This is a genomic window from Streptomyces yatensis (assembly GCF_018069625.1).
Taxonomy (GTDB): domain Bacteria; phylum Actinomycetota; class Actinomycetes; order Streptomycetales; family Streptomycetaceae; genus Streptomyces; species Streptomyces yatensis.
The window spans coordinates 9098019-9115854 of the sequence record NZ_CP072941.1; the positions used below are offsets into that span (position 1 = coordinate 9098019).

At 71.2% G+C, this 17836-nt stretch carries 18 protein-coding genes and 1 pseudogene; 11 read left to right on the forward strand and 8 right to left on the reverse strand.

The window, feature by feature from the left end:
- The first annotated feature begins 4 nt into the window (after positions 1-4).
- Positions 5-1138: an FAD-dependent oxidoreductase gene (locus J8403_RS38115; protein ID WP_211127159.1), complete on the forward strand. Its 1134-nt coding sequence runs from the start codon at positions 5-7 to the stop codon at positions 1136-1138.
- A gap of 43 nt (positions 1139-1181) precedes the next feature.
- Here the strand turns inward: J8403_RS38115 and J8403_RS38120 are convergent, their stop codons facing one another.
- The 4 genes from J8403_RS38120 to J8403_RS38135 all read right to left on the reverse strand — a co-directional run bounded on the left by J8403_RS38120 (position 1182) and on the right by J8403_RS38135 (position 5468).
- Positions 1182-1565 (reverse strand): VOC family protein, encoded by a 384-nt coding sequence (locus J8403_RS38120; RefSeq protein ID WP_211127160.1) that lies wholly within the window; start codon positions 1563-1565, stop codon positions 1182-1184.
- Between the two features lie 90 nt (positions 1566-1655).
- Positions 1656-2567 (reverse strand): geranyl diphosphate 2-C-methyltransferase, encoded by a 912-nt coding sequence (locus tag J8403_RS38125; RefSeq protein ID WP_425519859.1) that lies wholly within the window; start codon positions 2565-2567, stop codon positions 1656-1658.
- Between the two features lie 5 nt (positions 2568-2572).
- Positions 2573-3955, reverse strand: coding sequence for a family 2 encapsulin nanocompartment cargo protein terpene cyclase (locus tag J8403_RS38130; protein WP_211127162.1), 1383 nt, complete (start codon positions 3953-3955; stop codon positions 2573-2575).
- 100 nt (positions 3956-4055) lie between these two features.
- Positions 4056-5468 carry a family 2B encapsulin nanocompartment shell protein gene (locus J8403_RS38135; protein ID WP_211127163.1) on the reverse strand — a complete coding sequence of 471 codons (1413 nt, stop codon included), beginning with the start codon at positions 5466-5468 and terminating at the stop codon, positions 4056-4058.
- 438 nt (positions 5469-5906) lie between these two features.
- Between J8403_RS38135 and J8403_RS38140 the strand changes: the two genes are divergently transcribed.
- Both J8403_RS38140 and J8403_RS38145 read left to right on the forward strand, forming a co-directional pair.
- Positions 5907-6755, forward strand: a complete 849-nt coding sequence (locus J8403_RS38140; RefSeq protein WP_211127164.1) for a PhzF family phenazine biosynthesis protein — start codon at positions 5907-5909, stop codon at positions 6753-6755.
- Between the two features lie 35 nt (positions 6756-6790).
- The gene (locus J8403_RS38145; RefSeq protein WP_343245339.1) at positions 6791-7159 is read left to right on the forward strand and encodes a beta-eliminating lyase-related protein; all 369 of its coding nucleotides are present in this window, start codon (positions 6791-6793) and stop codon (positions 7157-7159) included.
- Positions 7160-7204: 45 nt separating this feature from the next.
- Here the strand turns inward: J8403_RS38145 and J8403_RS38150 are convergent, their stop codons facing one another.
- Positions 7205-7825, reverse strand: coding sequence for a LysE family translocator (locus tag J8403_RS38150; RefSeq protein WP_211127165.1), 621 nt, complete (start codon positions 7823-7825; stop codon positions 7205-7207).
- Positions 7826-7937: 112 nt separating this feature from the next.
- On the opposite strand from J8403_RS38150, the gene J8403_RS38155 reads away from it, so the two are divergent.
- The gene (locus J8403_RS38155) at positions 7938-8390 is read left to right on the forward strand and encodes an Lrp/AsnC family transcriptional regulator (RefSeq protein WP_211127166.1); all 453 of its coding nucleotides are present in this window, start codon (positions 7938-7940) and stop codon (positions 8388-8390) included.
- 96 nt (positions 8391-8486) lie between these two features.
- Positions 8487-9188 carry a hypothetical protein gene (locus tag J8403_RS38160; RefSeq protein ID WP_211127167.1) on the forward strand — a complete coding sequence of 234 codons (702 nt, stop codon included), beginning with the start codon at positions 8487-8489 and terminating at the stop codon, positions 9186-9188.
- 104 nt (positions 9189-9292) lie between these two features.
- On the opposite strand, the pseudogene J8403_RS44080 reads toward J8403_RS38160, so the two are convergent.
- Positions 9293-9514: pseudogene (locus J8403_RS44080) on the reverse strand (SDR family NAD(P)-dependent oxidoreductase); the annotation flags it as partial.
- A 340-nt stretch (positions 9515-9854) separates the two neighbouring features.
- On the opposite strand from J8403_RS44080, the gene J8403_RS38170 reads away from it, so the two are divergent.
- The 6 genes from J8403_RS38170 (at position 9855) to J8403_RS38195 (ending at position 15997) form a co-directional block, all read left to right on the forward strand.
- Positions 9855-11150, forward strand: a complete 1296-nt coding sequence (locus J8403_RS38170; RefSeq protein WP_211127168.1) for a flavin-containing monooxygenase — start codon at positions 9855-9857, stop codon at positions 11148-11150.
- A gap of 10 nt (positions 11151-11160) precedes the next feature.
- The gene (locus J8403_RS38175; RefSeq protein ID WP_211127169.1) at positions 11161-11640 is read left to right on the forward strand and encodes a RidA family protein; all 480 of its coding nucleotides are present in this window, start codon (positions 11161-11163) and stop codon (positions 11638-11640) included.
- Positions 11637-12311, forward strand: a complete 675-nt coding sequence (locus J8403_RS38180) for a DUF1028 domain-containing protein (protein ID WP_211127170.1) — start codon at positions 11637-11639, stop codon at positions 12309-12311. Before J8403_RS38175 ends, J8403_RS38180 begins: the two co-directional genes overlap by 4 nt.
- A gap of 23 nt (positions 12312-12334) precedes the next feature.
- The gene (locus J8403_RS38185) at positions 12335-13495 is read left to right on the forward strand and encodes a M20 family metallopeptidase (RefSeq protein WP_246586185.1); all 1161 of its coding nucleotides are present in this window, start codon (positions 12335-12337) and stop codon (positions 13493-13495) included.
- Between the two features lie 143 nt (positions 13496-13638).
- Positions 13639-15006, forward strand: coding sequence for an MFS transporter (locus tag J8403_RS38190; protein WP_211127172.1), 1368 nt, complete (start codon positions 13639-13641; stop codon positions 15004-15006).
- Positions 15007-15070: 64 nt separating this feature from the next.
- Entirely contained in the window at positions 15071-15997 is a 927-nt protein-coding gene (locus J8403_RS38195; RefSeq protein WP_211127173.1) for a LysR family transcriptional regulator, read from the forward strand.
- A gap of 41 nt (positions 15998-16038) precedes the next feature.
- Here the strand turns inward: J8403_RS38195 and J8403_RS38200 are convergent, their stop codons facing one another.
- The gene (locus tag J8403_RS38200) at positions 16039-16989 is read right to left on the reverse strand and encodes a universal stress protein (protein ID WP_211127174.1); all 951 of its coding nucleotides are present in this window, start codon (positions 16987-16989) and stop codon (positions 16039-16041) included.
- Between the two features lie 396 nt (positions 16990-17385).
- Positions 17386-17808, reverse strand: coding sequence for a MerR family transcriptional regulator (locus J8403_RS38205; protein ID WP_211127175.1), 423 nt, complete (start codon positions 17806-17808; stop codon positions 17386-17388).
- Positions 17809-17836 lie beyond the last annotated feature (28 nt).

Below are 17836 nucleotides of genomic sequence, written 5' to 3' on the forward strand. Positions count from 1 at the left end.
CACCATGACCACTGACGTCACGATCATCGGTGCCGGACTCGGCGGCCTGACACTCGCCCGCGTCCTGCACCTCAACGGCATCCCGGCCACGGTCTACGAGGCGGAGGCCTCTTCGATGGCGCGTGCGCAGGGCGGGATGCTCGACATCCACGAGGACAGCGGCCAGCCCGCACTGCGGACGGCCGGCCTGATGGACGAGTTCCGTGGCATCGTCCTGGAGGGCCGCCAGGCGATACGGGTTCTCGACCCGGCCGGGACCGTCCTCCTCGACAAGGCCGACGACGGTGCGGGTGGCAACCCCGAAGTGCTGCGCGGCGAGCTGCGGCAGCTGCTCCTCGACTCGCTCCCGGCCGGCACCGTCCGGTGGGGCCACAAGGTCAGCGGTGCCCGTGCCCTCGGCGCGGGACGCCACGAGGTGGCCTTCGCCGACGGCACCACCGTCACCACCGGCCTGCTGGTCGGCGCCGACGGCGCGTGGTCCCGAGTCCGGCCACTGCTCTCCGGTGCGGCACCCGAGTACATCGGCATGTCGTACGTCGAGACCTCCCTGTTCGACGCCGACACCCGGCACCCGGCCGGCGCGAAAGCGGTCGGCAGCGGGTCGCTGTTCGCGCTCGCGCCGGGCAAGGGATTCCTGGCTCACCGGGAGAGGGCCGGCACGCTGCACTCCTACGTGATGCTGGCCCGGCCGCGGGACTGGTTCGCGGACATCGACTTCACCGATGCCGCCGCGGCCACCGCACGGATCGCGCGGGAATTCGACGGCTGGGCACCGGAACTCATCGCGCTGATCGCCGACGGTGACACCGCGCCGGTCCTGCGGTCCCTCCACGCCCTGCCCGTCGAGCACCGGTGGGAGCGGCGGCCGGGGGTGACCCTGCTCGGCGACGCCGCCCACCTCTCGCTCCCGAACGGCGAGGGCGCCAACCTGGCCATGTACGACGGCGCCGAACTCGGCAAGGCCCTCGCCGCGCACCCCGAGGACACCGAGGCCGCGCTCACCGCGTACGAAGGGGCCATGTTCCCCCGCAGCGCCGCGGCCGCCGCCGAGGGAGTCCAGGTCCACGAGATGTTCTACGGAGCAGGCGCACCCCACAGCCTGATCACCATGATGACCGGCCACGAGCACACCCGGTGAGACACCGGCCCAGGGCACCCGGAGTGGCCGCGTCCGGCCCCGGTCAGGGCTGTTGCAGGCGGGTGCGCAGAAGGCAGAACACGTTGCCTTCCGGGTCGGCCAGGACGTGCCAGTTCTCGGTGCCGGTCTGGCCGACGTCCGCGGGCCTGGCGCCGAGGGCGAGCAGCCGCTCCAGTTCGGCGTCCTGGTCGCGGTCGGTGGCGTTGACGTCGATGTGCAGCGGGAGCTTCCCGGTCCGCGGGTCGCTGCTGGGGCTGAGCACGAGGGTGGGCTGCAGACCGCCGAAACCGGTGTCGGGCGGCCCGATCGCGATGCTTCCGTCGTCCTCCCGGCCGAGCTCCACGTAGCCGAGGACCTCGCTCCAGAATGCGGCGAGCCGCTCGGCGTCGGCGCAGTCGAGGACCAGTTCACTGATGCGGCATGCCATGCCCGTCAGTGTACGGAGACAGCCCGAGAGCCGGCCGACAGCGCTTCGCCCCGCCACCGGACGGCGACGGGGCGAGGTTCCAGGAGGCGGTCAGACGCGGTCGGCCGCGATCAGGAGGTACTGGAAGGAGCCGTCCTTGTAGGAGTTGATGAACGCCTCCTCAATGCCGGTGACCAGCGAGGACGTGGCCCGCAGCTCCCAGTACGGCAGGGTCGCGGCGGTCAGGTCGACGACGGCCTGCGGTACGAGGCGATTGTCGGCCATGGCGCGCAGATACTCCCGGCGGGAGTGGATGTTGCACTCGAAGTGCGCGTTGATCTGGGAGACCCACTTCGAGGGCTGGCCATAACGGGGGTTCCAGCAGCCGGTGATGGTCACATAGCGACCGCCGACCTCGAGGATGCGGGAGTGTTCGGCGAAGAGGTCGTGCAGGTCGACGTACATGCTCGACTCGTTGTTCCACGAGGCCGCGGTCTGCCCGGTCTCGAAGGGCGTACCGAGCATATTGCAGACGCGGGCGTGGACGTGGTCCTCGATGCCGAGCTCGTGGGCACGCCGGTTGGCGAAGTCCGCCTGCTTGGCCGACAGAGTGACGCCCTCGACCTTGCACCCGAAACGCTGGTGGGCCATGACCATCGAACCGCCACGGCCGCAGCCGGCGTCCACGAGCGTGTCGTCGCGCTCCAAGGGGCCGAGGTGGTCCAGGAGGAGTTCGGCCTGTGCCGATTCAAGCCGGTGGAGTTCGGCGATCAGCCTCTTCTCGTACGCACTGTCGCCGGTGTCGCCGAGGGCGGTGCGGTCGACGGCGCCGATGCCGTAGTGGTGGTGGTACAGGCCGTCGACATCGCCGAGACGCAGATTCACCGGCCTGGCCTCGCGGTCCCAGTAGCGGGCGATGTCCCCCTGGTAGGGCGTCACCGGGGCGGGGATGAACACGGAGGCGGCGCTGGTGGAGACGGCGGCGTCGGTGGAGAGGTCGGTGCTGGTCACAGATAAGTCCATTCTTCTCACCAGAAGTCGGGCAGGCTGTAGCGATAGGTGTTGGTCCGGTGCCAGTAGTGGTTGCCGTCGACCCACGCGGCCACGCCCCGCAGAAAGCGCTGCACGCTCGGGACGGGGCAGGCCGCGGCCAGGTCCGCGGCGGCGGCTTCGAAGTCGTGCATGAGGTCGTTGTGGACCTCGACCGACTTCAGATAGGCCTCGCGGTCGGAGATGCCCTCACGGTCGGCGATCACCACGGGCAGGTTCAGGTGGTGCCCGGGGGAGGCGAGTTCCTTGGTGTACGAGTACAGGTCGTTCACGATGGTGGTGGCGTTCCCGGCGAGCGCGATGACGCGCTGCATGGCGGGCGTGGCGTGCAGGTCCGCCGGCAGCTCGTAGCCGCCGACGGTGTCCGTGATGGTGGGGCAGGGGCGGAAGTTGTTGAACTGGCGCATCGCCAGGTACTCCCACACCTCGGGCACGTGGTCCGTCTGGGCCCAGGCGGCCTCGGCGAGGTACCCCAGGTGCAGTCGGGCCATGTCATGCCGGTACCGGTCCGACTGGGAGGCGCTGGCCGCCTGGACGAAGTACTCCATGGCGGAGCGGTACGCGCGCCGGGGCGCGTCCGAGTGGAGCGACTCCGCCCACCGCGGCTGGTACTCCTTCGTCGTGTGCAAGGGGTCGAGGGCGGTGTGCGCCAGCAGCAGGCGCCCACCGAGGCCGATGGGCGATCCCCCGTGGTCCTCGCAGTAGCAGTCGTCCACCGCGTTCTCGGCGACCATCAGGCGCGTGGCGAGCATCAGGTGGTCGACGGTGGGAGCGTCCGGATGGCAGGCGACCATATAGCGCCCCACGGAGAAGCCGTCGAACTGGTCCTCCCAGTCCTCCGGGTACAGATCGACCTCGTCCAGCGCCCAGGCCTTGATCCTGCGGCTGACCTCCTCCACCCGTACCGGGTCGGGCTCCGGCACCGGATGGTGGTAGAGGCCCGGGACCGGGGTGCCTTCGGCCGGAGCCATCGGCGGCTCCACGGGCTCCACCGGCACTACCTGCGCCGACGCGCTCTCGCACCGGGCCAGGTGCAGGCCCACGGTGCCCAGGCCACTGGGGCCACGCGGGATCCGGCCCAGGCCGGCGCCCGGCGTTGGCACCTCGGCGGCAGGAACGTCGGCGGGAGGTGCGTCGGCGGGAGGTGCGTCGGAGGGAGGGGAGTCGGTGGCGGGAACGTCGGTGGCAGGGACGTCGGCCGGCGGCGGTGCGGGCAAGGACGGCGCGGGGGATCCGCCGCCGCCAAAGGCGGCCCTGATGTCGCGGGCGCGGGCCGCGGCCTCAGCGAGGACAAACGCCCCGGAGGGGGAAGCGGCCGCGGGCGGACTCGGCCGTGGAGGGGAAGGCTCGGGCGCGGGCATCCATGGCTCCTCGATGGGGTGGGTGGCTGTCCCGGATCTCGGACACGCTCGGCCGGCTCGGAGCGCCGGGCTCCCGTAGCCGCCGGGCAGGGCAGGACCGCTAGTCGCGGCTGCGGGCGATCTGCACGTTCTCCAACACACCGAGCGCATCCGGCACCAGGATGGCGGCGGAGTAGTACGTACTGACGAGGTAGGAGATGATCGCCTTCTCGTCGATGCCCATGAAGCGCACCGACAGCCCCGGTTCGTACTCTTCCGGCAGACCCGTCCGACGCAGCCCGATGACGCCCTGGTTGTCCTCGCCGGTGCGCATGACGAGGACCGAGCTGGTGTTCTCCTTCGTGATGGGAATCTTGTTGCAGGGCAGGATCGGGACGCCGCGCCAGGCCGGGACCTGCTGCCCGCCGAGGTCGACATGGGTCGGGTAGAGCCCACGGGCGTTGAACTCCCGCCCGATCGCCGCGATCGTCCGGGGGTGGGCGAGGAAGAACTTGGAGCCGCGGCGGCGGCACAGCAGCTCGTCCAGGTCATCGGGGGTGGGCGGGCCCGAGTGGGGCTGGATGCGCTGCTTGAAGTCGGCGTTGTGGAGCAGACCGAACTCCCGGTTGTTGATCAGCTCGTGCTCCTGGCGCTCACGCAGCGCCTCGATGGTGAGCCTGAGCTGCTCCTCGGTCTGGTCCATCGGCTCGTTGTAGAGGTCGGCGACCCGCGTATGGATCCGCAGAATGGTCTGCGCGACGGAGAGTTCGTACTCGCGCGGCTTCAGCTCGTAGTCGACGAACGTACCGGGCAGCGCGGGTTCGCCGGTGTGACCGGCCGCCATGGCGATCTCGGCCTCGCCGCGATGGTTCTGTGCCTGGCCGCGGAGTGAACTGAACTCCCGGATGTGGGCCTGGAGACTGGGCGCCGAGGACAGCACGGCGGCGAAGTCGGCGCGGGAGAGGGTGAGCAGGGTGCCGGAGGTCTCGGCGGTGGCGGTGTAGTCCCACCGGGCATCCTCGTTCAGCAGAGCGCCCTCGCCGAACCGGTCGCCATCGGCCAGTACGGCCACGGCGGTCTCATCGCCGTACGGACCGACGGAGGTCTGGCTGATGCGGCCGTGGGCGATCAGATGGAACTCCTCGGCGGGCCTCCCGCGCTCCACCAGCGTTTCGCCCGCACGGAAGTCGTGCTGGACGCACCGGTCGGCGATGGCGGTCAGCACCTCCACGTCCTCGAAGCCGCGCAGCAGGGCCAGTTCGCCGAGTTCGCGGGGGATCACCCGGACGTCGGCACCGTCCTGGACGAACTCGATGCGCCCGTCGCCGACGGTGTAGCTCAGCCGGCGGTTCACCCGGTAGGTGCCGCCCTTGACCTCCACCCAGGGGAGCGTCCGCAGCAGCCAGCGCGAGGTGATCCCCTGCATCTGCGGGGCGGACTTGGTCGTGGTGGCGAGATTGCGGGCGGCCGCCGTGCTCAGGCTGGACTGCCGTGGCGGCTCCAGAGGTGCTTCCGAGCTGGTACCAACAGTCATCGGGCGGGCTCTCCTTCGTGAGGGCGATGGCTGGCGTGCGTGCGTGTCACCGGCAAAGAGGAAAGGAGGGGGCAAACATCCGGGAATCCGTCCAGACCCGGGGAACAGTAGCGGCCGGTGCACCCATTCGGCCTCGGAGAGCCGCTGGCATTAACTCGATAAGATGATCGTGCCCGGCCTGGGGTTTGCCCCGGTCGCCGCCGGTATTCGGACGCGATCACGGCACATGGGTGTCGAGGCGGGCGTGCGCGTCGGTACGGGATGCGACGCCATCGTGCGGGATCCTGCCCCCGCCTTCTCCCGGCACCGGCAACCAGTCCACTCGGTCGTGACTGGCTGTTTTCCACCGGGCCGGCAGCCGCTGGGATGGGGCTTCCATGGGCACGCGGGCCGCCCGAGGACCGCTTCCGCCGCTTCCGCCACTGTGAAAGGCCCTTGATGACGACGCCTCGCGCACGCTCGTTCATGCAGGTCGACGTGTTCTCCACGACCCCCTGTCTCGGCAACCCGGTCGCCGTCGTCCTCGACGGGACGGATATCACCGACGAGGAGATGCGGCGCCTGGCGCGCTGGACGAATCTGTCCGAGACCACGTTCGTCCTGCCCCCGACCACGCCGGACGCGGACTACCGGCTGCGGATCTTCACCCCTGGAGGTGAGCTGCCGTTCGCCGGGCATCCCACGCTCGGCTCCGCGCGCGCGTGGCTGGACAACGGGGGCGCGCCCCGGTACGCCGACCGCATCGTGCAGGAGTGCGGCGCCGGCCTGGTCACCGTGCGCCGCGGTGCAGGCATCTTGTCGTTCGCCGCCCCGCCGCTCGTCCGCGACGGCGCGCTCGACGACGCGTACCTGAACCGGATCGTCACCGCGTTCGGTATCCGGCGGGATCGTGTCATCGGCCACCAGCGGGTCGACAACGGACCCGGCTGGGCGGTGGTCAGGCTTGCCACGGCCGAGGAGGTGCTCGCCCTCGAACCCGACCTGTCCCTCATCCCGGACGCGATGGTCGGCGCGATCGGTGCCCACCCCGAGGGATCCGGGCACGACTTCGAGATGCGCACCTTCGCTCCCGGCGTCGGCGTGGCCGAGGATCCCGTGTGCGGCAGCATGAACGCCTCGGTGGGGCAGTGGCTCACCGCCACCGGCGCGGTGCCGTCCGCCTACCGGGTCTCCCAGGGCGCGCGCCTGGGCCGGGCCGGGACCATCGAGGTCACCGCCGACGAGGACGGCACCGTCTGGGTCGGCGGCGCCGCCACCGGCTACATCCGCGGCACCATCACCCTCTGACCCGTCCGGAACCTGACACCGAGGAAAGCCCACTCATGAGCACCACCATCGCCACCACCCCCGCCGGCCGCTCCTTCATCAGCGACAACATGGCCGGAGCATCCCCGGAGATAGTCCAGGCCGTCGCCGACGCGGCTGCCGGGCAGGTCCTGCCGTACGGCAACGACCCCTTCACCGACAGCGCCCGCCGCAGGCTGAGCGAGATCTTCGAGCGGGACGTCGATGTCTTCATGGTCTCCACCGGGTCCGCCGCCAACGGTCTGAGCCTGGCAGCCCTCACCTCGCCGTGGGGCAGTGTGCGGTCCGCCGCCACACACGCTGAGGGCCGGGCCGTAGGCGGCGCTGTGTGGACCATCGCCGAGCTGCCCGTCGGGTTCGAGGGGGAGGTGCGGGGAACAGCGTGAGGGCCGCGTAGCCGCCTGCATCGCATGTTCGTACGGGGGGCGGGTTCACCAGCCCGCCAGGCGTTCCACCAGCAGAAGGCCGCCGATGGCGATCATCATGACACCGGAGACCCGGGTCACCGTCCGGGCCGCCGAGGGCCGGGTCCTCAGCACGGTACGGGCCAGGACGCCGACGGCGAGATAGACGGCCGCGCAGGCCGTCATGTGGACGGTGCCGAGCAGCCCGGTCTGCGCGGCGACGGGCCAGCCGCCCGAGGGGTGGATGAACTGCGGGAAGAGCGAGAAGTACAGCAGCAGCGCCTTCGGGTTCAGGCCGCTGATACCGGCTCCCTTGAGCGCGATCTGCCAGCGTGAGGCGGCCATGGTCGCCGTGGACGCGGTCAACGCGGCGGGCTGCCTCAGTACGCCCCAGCCCAGCCAGATCAGGTAGGCGGCCCCGGCGACGGTCAGCACGGTGAGGACCGTGGCCGAACTCGCCACGATCACCACCAGACCGGCGACGGCGAGCAGCGTGTATCCCGCGTATCCGGCTATCAGCCCGGCGACCGCCGGGACGACCGAACGGTCCCGCAGCCCGGCCGCGATCGCATAGGCCCAGTCCGCGCCGGGGGTGAACACCAGCAGCAGGTCCACTGCCAGGAAAGCCGCCACCGTCGTCGTGTCCATCGATCGATCCCTCTCGCATCCCTTGCCCCGAGAGGGAAGATTACGTGCGAATTGCCCGAAAGTGTTTCCGCTCCATCCTCGTGATCGCGCCGAATGAGGGAGAATCTTCTCCATGGACGCCCTGGACCGGAAAATTCTTACCGAGCTGCAACTGGACGGCCGCCTGACGATCACCGAGCTGGCCACCCGCGTGGGGCTGAGCGTTTCGCCCTGCCACCGCCGCCTGCGGGACCTCGAACGCGAGGGCGCCATCCGCGGTTACCGCGCCGTCGTCGACCCGGCCGCCGTCGGCCTGGACTTCGAGGCCCTGGTCTTCGCCACCCTGCGCTGGGAGGACGCCGACACCGTCACCGCCTTCGAAGAGGCCGTGGCCGCCATCCCGCATGTCACCCAGGCCCAGCGGCTCTTCGGCGACCCCGACTACCTGCTGCGCGTCGCCACCACCGACCTGTCCGCCTATCAGCAGCTCTACGACCAGCGGCTGGCCAGACTCCCGGGCGTTCAGCGCCTGAACTCCACCCTCGTCATGAAGAACGTCGTCCACGACCGTCCCCTGCCCCAGTAGCCGCTTGTCCGCGAAGCCCGTGACAGGTCAGGGTCACAGCGCACCAACCGGTCCTAAAATGGGCTGGCTTGGGGCCGACGGGGGAGGGTGACGAGCGTGGAGTTGGCACAGAAGCTGGTTGTTCTGATCGCCCTGCTCTGCTGGATGATCTACGCCCTGTTCGTATGGATCCGCGGAATCGTGCATCGGCGGCGGCTGCCGGAGCCGTCGGTCGCCGCGAGCCAGTTGGAGATGTATCAGGGGCAGGCATTCCGCGAGATCTGCCGACGGGCGGCGAACCCGGGGCGGCGCGTGATGATGACCGACTACTTCGCCCGGCGAGGATGGAACCGGGCGGACGCCATGCGCGTCCTGGCCGAGCCGCTCAAGCACAAGCTGATCGATGTGGAGGGTTGGCGGTTCGGCAGTTACAGCGTGACGTACAAGGGCTGGACCGAGTACGAGGGCAACTTCATCTGGACGGGAGGCGAAGGGGTGCACATCTCCACTGGACCGGGCGGCTTCGTCGTGGCGAACGTCAACAGCCATCATTCGGTGGTCCACGGCGGCTACGGCAACAGGACGAACGCGCCTGACATCCCCCATCAGCAACTGATCGACGCCCTGCGCAGGGACGCGGACACCGCGACGTCCGACGAGGCGGTGAGGGCACGGGAGTACGCCGACGACCTGGCCGCGGCCGTCGACGCACAGGACCCCGACAGGACGGCACGCATCCTCGGACGGATCAACGCCCTCCTTTCCACCGCCACGGCCGCCTTCACTCTGGCCCGCGGACTCCTGCCACCCGGCCCGTAGCCGGCGGCATGGGCACTGGGTCTCGACCGGATCGGCGCCCACGGCCATGCCGCGGCACCGCGGTCGCACGCTGAGCGAGGACCCCACGCGAGGGCCTGCTCAGCCACCGTCCCGGCGGCATTGGCATCAGCAAGGTCCCCCAGTACGACGTCCACTATCCCGCCGGCAGCACGAAGCCGCGCCGCGACCCCTCCGGCATGCTCAGGGTCGCGACCGTGCACCCAAACGGAGCACCCTTCGTCGACCAGCCGTTGGGCCACTGCGGCGCCAATGCCTCCGCTGCTCCCCGTCACCATCGCCCGTCGTCCCACCAGGTCCAGGTTCATATTTCGGGAGGCTAGACCAGGCCTGTGACACCTGGTGCCGACCAGTCATCCGCTCGGCGGGGCCCGACGGTACACGCGAAGAAGTGCTGGCCAACACTCCGGAGAGGCTTCCCGTCGCTAGGTGACGTTCAGGAGTGCGGCCAAGCCTCCCGCGCCGCTGGGCAGTTGCGCCCGCGTAGCCACCGGCCACAGGTGTCCACATCTGTAAATCAGATCGCCTACAGCGGAAACATCTGTTGGACAGCACTGCGGCCATGCCCAAGGATCCCTCGTGCGGTAGCACCCACAGCACGGTCAACGCGACACCGGGATGCGCTACCGCCTGAGCGGAGGCGGAAAGTTGAGTGAAGAGACTGAGGTAGTCGTCGTCGGGGCGGGCCAGGCCGGCGTGGCGATGAGCGAGCACCTGGGAGCCCACGGTGTGCCGCATATCGTCCTGGAGCGGCACCGCATCGCCGAGCGGTGGCGCTCGGAGCGGTGGGATTCCCTGGTGGCCAACGGGCCCGCGTGGCACGACCGGTTCCCGGGGCTGGAGTTCTCCGATGTCGACCCCGACGTCCACCCCGACGCCTTCGCCTCGAAGGAGCAGATCGCCGACTACTTCGTCACCTACGCCGAGAAGATAGGCGCCCCGGTCCGGTGCGGTGTCGAGGTGACCTCGGTGCGCAGGCGGACCGGTCGGCCCGGCTTCCGGGTCGAGACCTCGCGGGGCCCCGTCGACGCGCGCTTCGTCGTGGCCGCGACCGGGCCGTTCCAGCGGCCCGTGGTCCCGCCCATCGTCCCGGACGGCGCCGTCCCCGTGCAGCTCCACTCCAGCGGCTACCGCAACCCGGAGCAGCTCCCCGAGGGCGCGGTCCTCGTGGTCGGGGCCGGCTCCTCGGGGGTCCAGATCGCCGATGAGCTGCGCCGCTCCGGCCGCCGGGTCCTCCTCTCCGTCGGCCCGCACGACCGTCCCGCCCGCCAGTACCGCGGACGCGACTTCTGCTGGTGGCTCGGTGTGCTCGGGCGCTGGGACGCGGAGACGCCTCCCCAGGGGGCCGAACACGTCACCATCGCGGTGAGCGGCGCCCGCGGCGGCCACACCGTGGACTTCCGTGCCCTGGCCGCCGACGGCGTCGAGCTCGTCGGTCTGACCGCGTCCTACGACGACGGTGTGCTGCGCTTCGCGCCGGATCTCGCCACGAATATCTCGCTCGGCGACGAGAAGTACCTCGAACTCCTCCGGGCGGCCGATGAGTACGTCGAGCGCAATGGGCTCGACCTCCCCGAGGAGCCGGCGGCCCACGTCCTCGGCCCGGACCCGGCAGGCGTGGCCGACCCCCGGCTGGAGCTCGACCTGGCCGCGGCCGGTGTCACCTCGATCGTCTGGGCGACGGGCTTCGCCACCGACTACAGCTGGCTCGAGGTCGACGCGTTCGACGAGAACGGCCGGCCGAACCAGCGACGCGGGGTGTCCTCCGAGCCCGGCGTGTACTTCCTGGGCCTGCCCTGGCTGTCCCGCCGCGGATCGAGCTTCATCTGGGGGGTCTGGCACGACGCCGGATACGTCGCCGATCACATCACGACCCAGCGCGGCTATCTCGCGTACGGCACCACCGACCGGCCCGGCGCCGAGCCGGCGGTCTGGAAGAACTGAGGAGCAGACGATGACCTCCACGAACGAGGGCCGCCGGGCGAACGGCGTCAACGCCCCGGTCGTTGCCGGCGGGCACACCCGGATCCGTCCGTTCAACACCCGCGACACCTATCCCGAGCAGAACCTCGACAACGACCTGTGCCAGGCCGTCGTCGCCGGCGACACCGTGTACGTCCGGGGCCAGATCGGCCAGGACCTCGACACCAGCGAGTCGGTGGGCATCGGCGACGCCGAGGCACAGGCCGAACAGGCCATGGCGAACATCAAGATGCTGCTCGAAGAGGCGGGCAGCCGGATGGAGCACCTGGTCAAGCTGACCATCTATCTGATCGACCCGCGTTACCGCGAGGCGGTGTACCGCACCGTGGGTCGCTGGACCAAGGGCGTCCACCCCATCTCCACCGGCCTGGTCGTATCGGCCCTGGCCCGCCCGGAGTGGCTGTGCGAGATCGACGCCGTCGCCGTGATCCCCGGGGAGGAGCGGGCATGACATTCTCCCTGGTGGTCCGCGACGGCGAGCGGTTCGGCATCGCGGTCAGCTCGTCCAGCCCGGCGGTCGCCGCCCGGGTCGCCCATCTGCGGCCCGGGGTCGGCGCGGCGGCGTCCCAGAACGTCACCGACCCCACGCTCGGCACCAGCCTGCTGGCGGAACTCGCCGACCACGGCGACGCGGAACGCGCCCTGGCCGCTGTCACCGGCGCGGCGCGGAACGCGAGGTCCATCGTCCACCGTCAGCTGACCGTGCTGGGCCGCTCCGGGCCCGGGGTCGTCCACAGCGGCGCGCACACCCTGGGCAAGCACGCCTCGGCCACCGCGGAGGGCGCGGTGGCGGCGGGCAACATGCTGTGCGGCGAGCACATCCCGGGCGTCCTCCTCGACGCCTACTCCGCCGCCTCGGGGGAGCTGGAGGAGCGGCTGGTCACCGCCCTGAAGGCCGCGGTCGAGGCCGGTGGCGAGGAGGGGCCGGTGCACTCCGCGGGCCTCGCGGTCGTCGCGGACGTGGAGTGGCGGGTGACCGACCTGCGCGTGGACTGGGCCGACGACCCCGTCGACCGGCTCGCCGAACTCCTCGCCGTCTGGCTGCCGCAGCGGGACGACTATGTGCGCCGTGGACTCGATCCCGCCTCCGCCCCCTCCTACGGCGTGCCGGGCGATCGGTGATGGGGACGATGGGGACCCCAGGGATGCCTGGGACGACGGACACGCTCAAAGAGGCCGCCCGGCGCGAGGTCGGCCGGCACGCCGAGGAGCTGATCCGGCTGTCCGAGCGGCTGCACGCCGACCCGGAGACGGCCTGGGAGGAACACCGGGCGGCGGCCGCCGTACCCGAGCCGCTGGACCGCGCCGGATTCGACATCACCACGTCCTATCGGGGCCTGGAGACCGCCTTCCACGCCCGGTTCGGCAGCGGGCCCGTGCGGATCGCGCTGTGCGCCGAGTACGACGCGCTGCCCGGCCTCGGCCACGCATGCGGGCACAACCTCATCGCGGCGAGCTCGGTCGGCGCCGCGCTCGGCCTCGCCGCCGTCGCCGACGACGCCGGCCTCACCGTCGAGGTCTACGGCACCCCGGCGGAGGAGGGCGGCGGCGGCAAGATCGAGCTGCTCGACCGGGGCGCCTTCGCCGGGACGGACCTCGCGATGATGGTGCACCCGGCGCCGGTCGACGTCGCCGAGGCCCGTCCGTTCGCGGTCAGCCACTCCAAGATCTCCTACACCGGCAGGTCCGCACACGCCGCGGCCTACCCCGAGGCCGGGATCAACGCGGCCGACGCCTTCACCGTGGCCCAGGTCGCGATCGGGCTGCTCCGCCAGCAACTGCCCGCCTCCGCCCGGGTGCACGGCGTGGTGACCCACGCCGGGGACGCCCCGAACGCCATCCCGGAGCGGGCCACCGGCCGCTGGTACGTCAGGGCGGAGACCCTCGCCGAACTGGCCGAGCTGGAACCACGGGTCATGCGGGCCTTCGAGGCGGGTGCCCTCGCGACCGGATGCGAGCTGGAGATCGAGCCGGAGAGCAAGCCGTACGCGGAGTTCCGCACGGACGAGACCGCTCTTGCCCACTACCGCGCGAACGCCCTCGCCCTGGGGCGGGAGTTCGCGCCGCCGGGACAGGCCGCCCGGATGAACCGCGCCTCCACCGACATGGGCAACGTCTCGCAGACGGTGCCCGCCATCCACCCGTACATCGGCATCGGCTCGCTGCCCGCCACCAACCATCAGCACGAGTTCGCCGCGTTCTGCGTGGGCGGCAACGCCCAGCGGGCCCTGCTCGACGGGGCGGTGGCGCTGGCCTGGACCGGTGTGGACCGGAGTTCGAGCCGTTACGCGAGCGCGAGCTCCTGACCGAGGCGGCACCCAGTGCGGCCTCCCGACCGAGGCGGCACCCAGTGCGGCCTCCCGACCGAGGCGGCACCCAGTGCGGCCTCCTGACCGAGGCGGCCCCCGCACAGCTCCGGCTTGTTCCACCCATCCCCAAGGAGGCGCGCATGCCCACCACTCACACCGACGTCACCACGGCCGAGGTCGAGGTGGCCACCGACGTCGTCGCACTGCGCAGAAGCGTTGCCGCGGGAGCCGTCGGCGTGTTCGTGCACTGGTTCGACTGGGCCGCCTACGCCTATCTCGCCGGCACCGTCGCGACCGTGTTCTTCCCGGACGAGAACAGCACCACCGGACTGCTCGCCGTATTCGGCGTGTTCGCCGTGTCCTTCGGCATCCGGCCGATCGGCGCCCTGGTGTTCGGACCGCTCGGTGACCGGATCGGCCGCAAGCGCACGCTGTCGCTGGTCATCTTCATGATGTCCGGCGCGACCCTGACGATCGGCCTGCTGCCCGGCTACGCGGCGATCGGGGTCGCCGCCCCGGTGCTCCTGGTGATCCTGCGCCTGATCCAGGGATTCGCGGCGGGCGGCGAGTTCGGCAGCGCGGCGAGCTTCCTGGCCGAGAGCGCCCCCCGGCGCCGCCGCGGATTCGGGGTGAGCTGGCTGGAGGTCGGCTCCCTGCTGGGCTTCCTCGCCGGTTCGTTCGTCTATCTGCTGCTGTCGACGGGGCTCGACGAGGACCAGCTGACCGCCTGGGGCTGGCGCATCCCCTTCCTCGTCTCCGCGCCGCTCGGCGTCATCGGCTTCATCATCCGCAACAAGATCGAGGACACCCCCGAATACCGGACGCTCGAAGCCAACGACACCGTGCCGCGCACCCCCGTACGGGAGTTGCTCCGCCGCCACAAGCGGCACCTGCTCCAGGCCGCGGGCCTGATGGCCGCCATGCACGTGCCCTTCTACATGGTGCTGACGTACCTGGTCACCTACGAGACCGACCACCTGGGCCACTCGGCCGGCAGCGCGGCCCTGCTGTCCACCGTGATCTCACTGCTGGGGCTGGTGCTGGTCCCCGTGTTCGGGCTGCTGTCCGACCGCGTGGGCCGCAAACCGGTCTTCGTCGGGGCCACCGCGGCCCTCCTGGTCCTGTCCACCCCCGCCTTCCTCCTCATGCGCACCGGGCTCGCCGGAACCTGGGTCGCCGGTCTGCTGCTCGGCGCGATCCTCGCCGCGATCCTCGGCACCTACGCGGTGTGGTCGGCGGAGATCTTCCCCACCCGCACTCGCCAGAGCGGCCTGTCCATCGCCTACAACCTCACCGCCGCCCTGTTCGCGGGCACGGTGCCGTACCTGATGACCGTGCTCATCTCCGCGACCGGCAGCACCCTGCTGCCCGGCCCCTATCTGATGGTGTTCGCCGTCGGCGGCCTCATCGCCGCCCTGTCCCTCAAGGAGACCGCCGGCTCCGCCCTGCTGCGCCCCGAGGACGTCTCCGACGCGCCCGAGGAGCGCCACCCTGCACCGCCCGCATAGGGTCCGGGCGCCGCATAGGGTCGGCATCGGCACGGACACCGATCACCAGGCGCGAGGGTCACGCATGACGTCACCGGTGGGTTTCACCCTCCTCCAGCTCCGCTACTTCCTCGTCGCCGCCGAGCGCGGTTCGATGACGGAGGCGTCGGGGGCGCTCCACATCGCGCAGTCCGCCGTGTCCGCGGCCATCCACAACCTGGAGCGCGACCTGCGGGTGCAGCTGTTCATCCGCCGCAGGGGCCGGGGACTGACCCTGACGCCCGCGGGGGAGCGGCTGCAGCAGCACGCGCGGGAGCTGCTGGCCCGCGCGCGCGAGATCGAGCGGGAGGCCCGGGGAGACGGCGAGACGATCTCCGGACCGGTGGCCGTCGGCTGTTTCGTGACCCTGGCCCCGTACTATCTGCCGCCCCTGTTCAGCGAATGCACCGACCGCTACCCGGGCATCGAGATCGATGTGGTGGAGGGGGAGACGGACCAGCTCGTCCAGGCCCTGGGCGCGGGGCGCATCGACTTCGCCCTCACCTACGACCTCGGTCTGACGGCCGAGACGGACCTGCGCAGCGAGACGATCGCGCGGGCCCCGGCCTATGTCATCGTCGCGGCCGATCACCCGCTGGCCCGGCAGGGCTCCGTGGAACTGGCCGAACTGTCGGCGGAACCCCTCGTCCTGCTCGACCTGCCCCACAGCCGCGACTACTTCCGTTCGCTGGTCGCCGCCACCGGCACCGCGCCCGATGTCCGCTACCGCACCCGGAGCTATGAAACCGTACGTTCCCTGGTGGCCCGGGGGCTCGGATACTCCGTCCTGAACCAGCGGCCGGCCACCGGCCAGACCTACGGCGGCGGCGAGATCGCGGAACTGGAGCTGCGGGACGGAAGCCCCCCGCTCGAAGTCCAGATCGCCTCGGTGAAGGGCATGACCCAGACCGCCCGCGCCCGGGCGGTGATGGAGCTGCTGAGGGAGATCGCCCCCCACCACACCAGGGCCTGAGGAACACCGAACCGGACGGGCCCTTGGGGCCGCGGCCGTGGTCAGGCGCTCGGGACGGTGATGACCGGACAGCGTGCGTGCTGCGTCACCCCCTGGCTGACGGAGCCCAGCAGCAGGCCGGTGAACCCGCCGTGTCCGCGGGTGCCCACGACCAGGCCGAGAGCGTCTTCGGACGCCTCGGTCAGGACCTGCACCGGGTGGCCCGCCACGACGTCCTGGCGCAGTTCCACCTCCGGATGGTCGGCGGTACGCCCGGCGACCGTCTCCGACAGCAGCCGACGGCACTCCTGGACGGCGGCCTCCTCGTCGGGGGTTCCGAGCCGCGGGGGCTGCCACACGCAGAGGGCGCGCAGGGCCGAGCCGTGCAAGGCGGCCTCGTCGAAGGCGAAGTCGACGGCGGCCGCGGAATGACGGCTGCCGTCGACCCCGACCACGAAATGCGGCTGCCGCTCGGGGGCGTGCTCCGCCTCGGGGGCGTGTTCCGGCGCGGGGACGTGTTGGGCCTCGGGCGCCCGCTCCGTCTCGGGCACCTGCTCCGGCTCCGGCACGACCACCACGGGGCAGGGCGCGTGGGCGATGAGCGGCAGGGCGACGGCGGCGGAGGTGAAGAGCTCCTGAAGCGCGCTCAGACGCCAGGACCCGACCACCACCACCGTGGCGTTCCGCGCCTGCTCACGCAGCACCCACGCCGGATGCCCCTCGGCCAGCAGCCCCGATACCCGCACCTGCGGATGCCGGGACTCGACGAAGGCCACCGCCTCCTTCAGCATGCGGTCTCCCGTCGTGTGCAGCGACTCGTTCCACTCCTCCCAGGACGGCCGCCCGCCCGTCGGCCGGTACCCGGGGGTCGGCACGTTCTGCGCGAGGACCAGCAGCAGCGGCAGGCGGCGCCGGTCCGCCTCGTCGGCGGCCCAGCCGAGTGCCGCGCGTCTGCCCGGCTCGGGGTCGAGGCCGACCACGATCGGTTCGTCTCCGTGTGCGTGCGACGCCATCGCCGACCTCCTATGGCTCCTCCGACCGGCACACTGGCTCCTCCGACCGGCACACCGTGCCGGGAGCGTCCCCGGCGGGCGGTCCTCGACGTCTCGCCACGCCCCTAGGTGACCGTCCGGACGGCCTCGGCCCGGGCCGCGACCCGTGCTTCCAGCGGGCTCAACCGGTCATGGCCTGTCACCTCGCGCAATGAAGGCAGCCGGCCACTTCCATGCTGCGCGCCCCCACGCCACCCTGCGAATCGGACACCGAACGCCCGCAGCGGGGTGGGACGGGCTCCAGCTGTCGCGGCCGGCCGTCGACGAATGGCCGTGGCTTCCGCAGGTCACTCTCGCCGGTCATGACCGCCACCCACGACGCACTGCGTCCGGCCCTCGCGGTTCTGTGCTTGCCCCTCAGGCCGTCGGGTCCCAGAGTCCGCCGGCCTCGCCGCGGGCGAGGTGTTCGGCGTAGACGCCGACCTTCCAGGCGATGACGGAACGGCACTCCTCCAGCGCCTGGATCTGTGCGTCGACCCGCTGCCGGTGGGCGTCGAGGAGCCGCAGCCGTTCCGCCTCGTTGCCCGGACCGTGCCGCACCAGTTCGGCGAACCGCTTGAGGTCGGCGAGCGGCATGCCGGATGCGCGCAGCTTGACGCAGATCAGCAACCAGTCGACGTCGAACGCGGTGTACCGCCGCCGACCGCCGGAGGTGCGCTCGACCGGTCCGACCAGCAGGCCCTCGCGCTCGTAAAAGCGCAGGGCGTGCACGCTGAGTCCGGTCCGCTCGGCCACCACACCGATGCTCAGTGACTCCGCGGTGGTCTCGCCAGTCGCCATGTGCCCCACTCCAGGATTTGATCTAGAC

Excerpts from the sequence above, each read along its gene's own strand:
- J8403_RS38150 (WP_211127165.1), bottom strand. The coding sequence starts at position 7,825 with ATGGACACGACGACGGTGGCGGCTTTCCTGGCAGTGGACCTGCTGCTG.
- J8403_RS38130 (WP_211127162.1), bottom strand. The coding sequence starts at position 3,955 with ATGCCCGCGCCCGAGCCTTCCCCTCCACGGCCGAGTCCGCCCGCGGCC.
- J8403_RS38140 (WP_211127164.1), top strand. The coding sequence starts at position 5,907 with ATGACGACGCCTCGCGCACGCTCGTTCATGCAGGTCGACGTGTTCTCC.
- J8403_RS38175 (WP_211127169.1), top strand. The coding sequence starts at position 11,161 with ATGACCTCCACGAACGAGGGCCGCCGGGCGAACGGCGTCAACGCCCCG.
- J8403_RS38135 (WP_211127163.1), bottom strand. The coding sequence starts at position 5,468 with ATGACTGTTGGTACCAGCTCGGAAGCACCTCTGGAGCCGCCACGGCAG.
- J8403_RS38155 (WP_211127166.1), top strand. The coding sequence starts at position 7,938 with ATGGACGCCCTGGACCGGAAAATTCTTACCGAGCTGCAACTGGACGGC.
- J8403_RS38200 (WP_211127174.1), bottom strand. The coding sequence starts at position 16,989 with ATGGCGTCGCACGCACACGGAGACGAACCGATCGTGGTCGGCCTCGAC.
- J8403_RS38145 (WP_343245339.1), top strand. The coding sequence starts at position 6,791 with ATGAGCACCACCATCGCCACCACCCCCGCCGGCCGCTCCTTCATCAGC.
- J8403_RS38125 (WP_425519859.1), bottom strand. The coding sequence starts at position 2,567 with ATGGACTTATCTGTGACCAGCACCGACCTCTCCACCGACGCCGCCGTC.
- J8403_RS38115 (WP_211127159.1), top strand. The coding sequence starts at position 5 with ATGACCACTGACGTCACGATCATCGGTGCCGGACTCGGCGGCCTGACA.
- J8403_RS38190 (WP_211127172.1), top strand. The coding sequence starts at position 13,639 with ATGCCCACCACTCACACCGACGTCACCACGGCCGAGGTCGAGGTGGCC.
- J8403_RS38195 (WP_211127173.1), top strand. The coding sequence starts at position 15,071 with ATGACGTCACCGGTGGGTTTCACCCTCCTCCAGCTCCGCTACTTCCTC.
- J8403_RS38180 (WP_211127170.1), top strand. The coding sequence starts at position 11,637 with ATGACATTCTCCCTGGTGGTCCGCGACGGCGAGCGGTTCGGCATCGCG.
- J8403_RS38120 (WP_211127160.1), bottom strand. The coding sequence starts at position 1,565 with ATGGCATGCCGCATCAGTGAACTGGTCCTCGACTGCGCCGACGCCGAG.
- J8403_RS38205 (WP_211127175.1), bottom strand. The coding sequence starts at position 17,808 with ATGGCGACTGGCGAGACCACCGCGGAGTCACTGAGCATCGGTGTGGTG.
- J8403_RS38185 (WP_246586185.1), top strand. The coding sequence starts at position 12,335 with ATGCCTGGGACGACGGACACGCTCAAAGAGGCCGCCCGGCGCGAGGTC.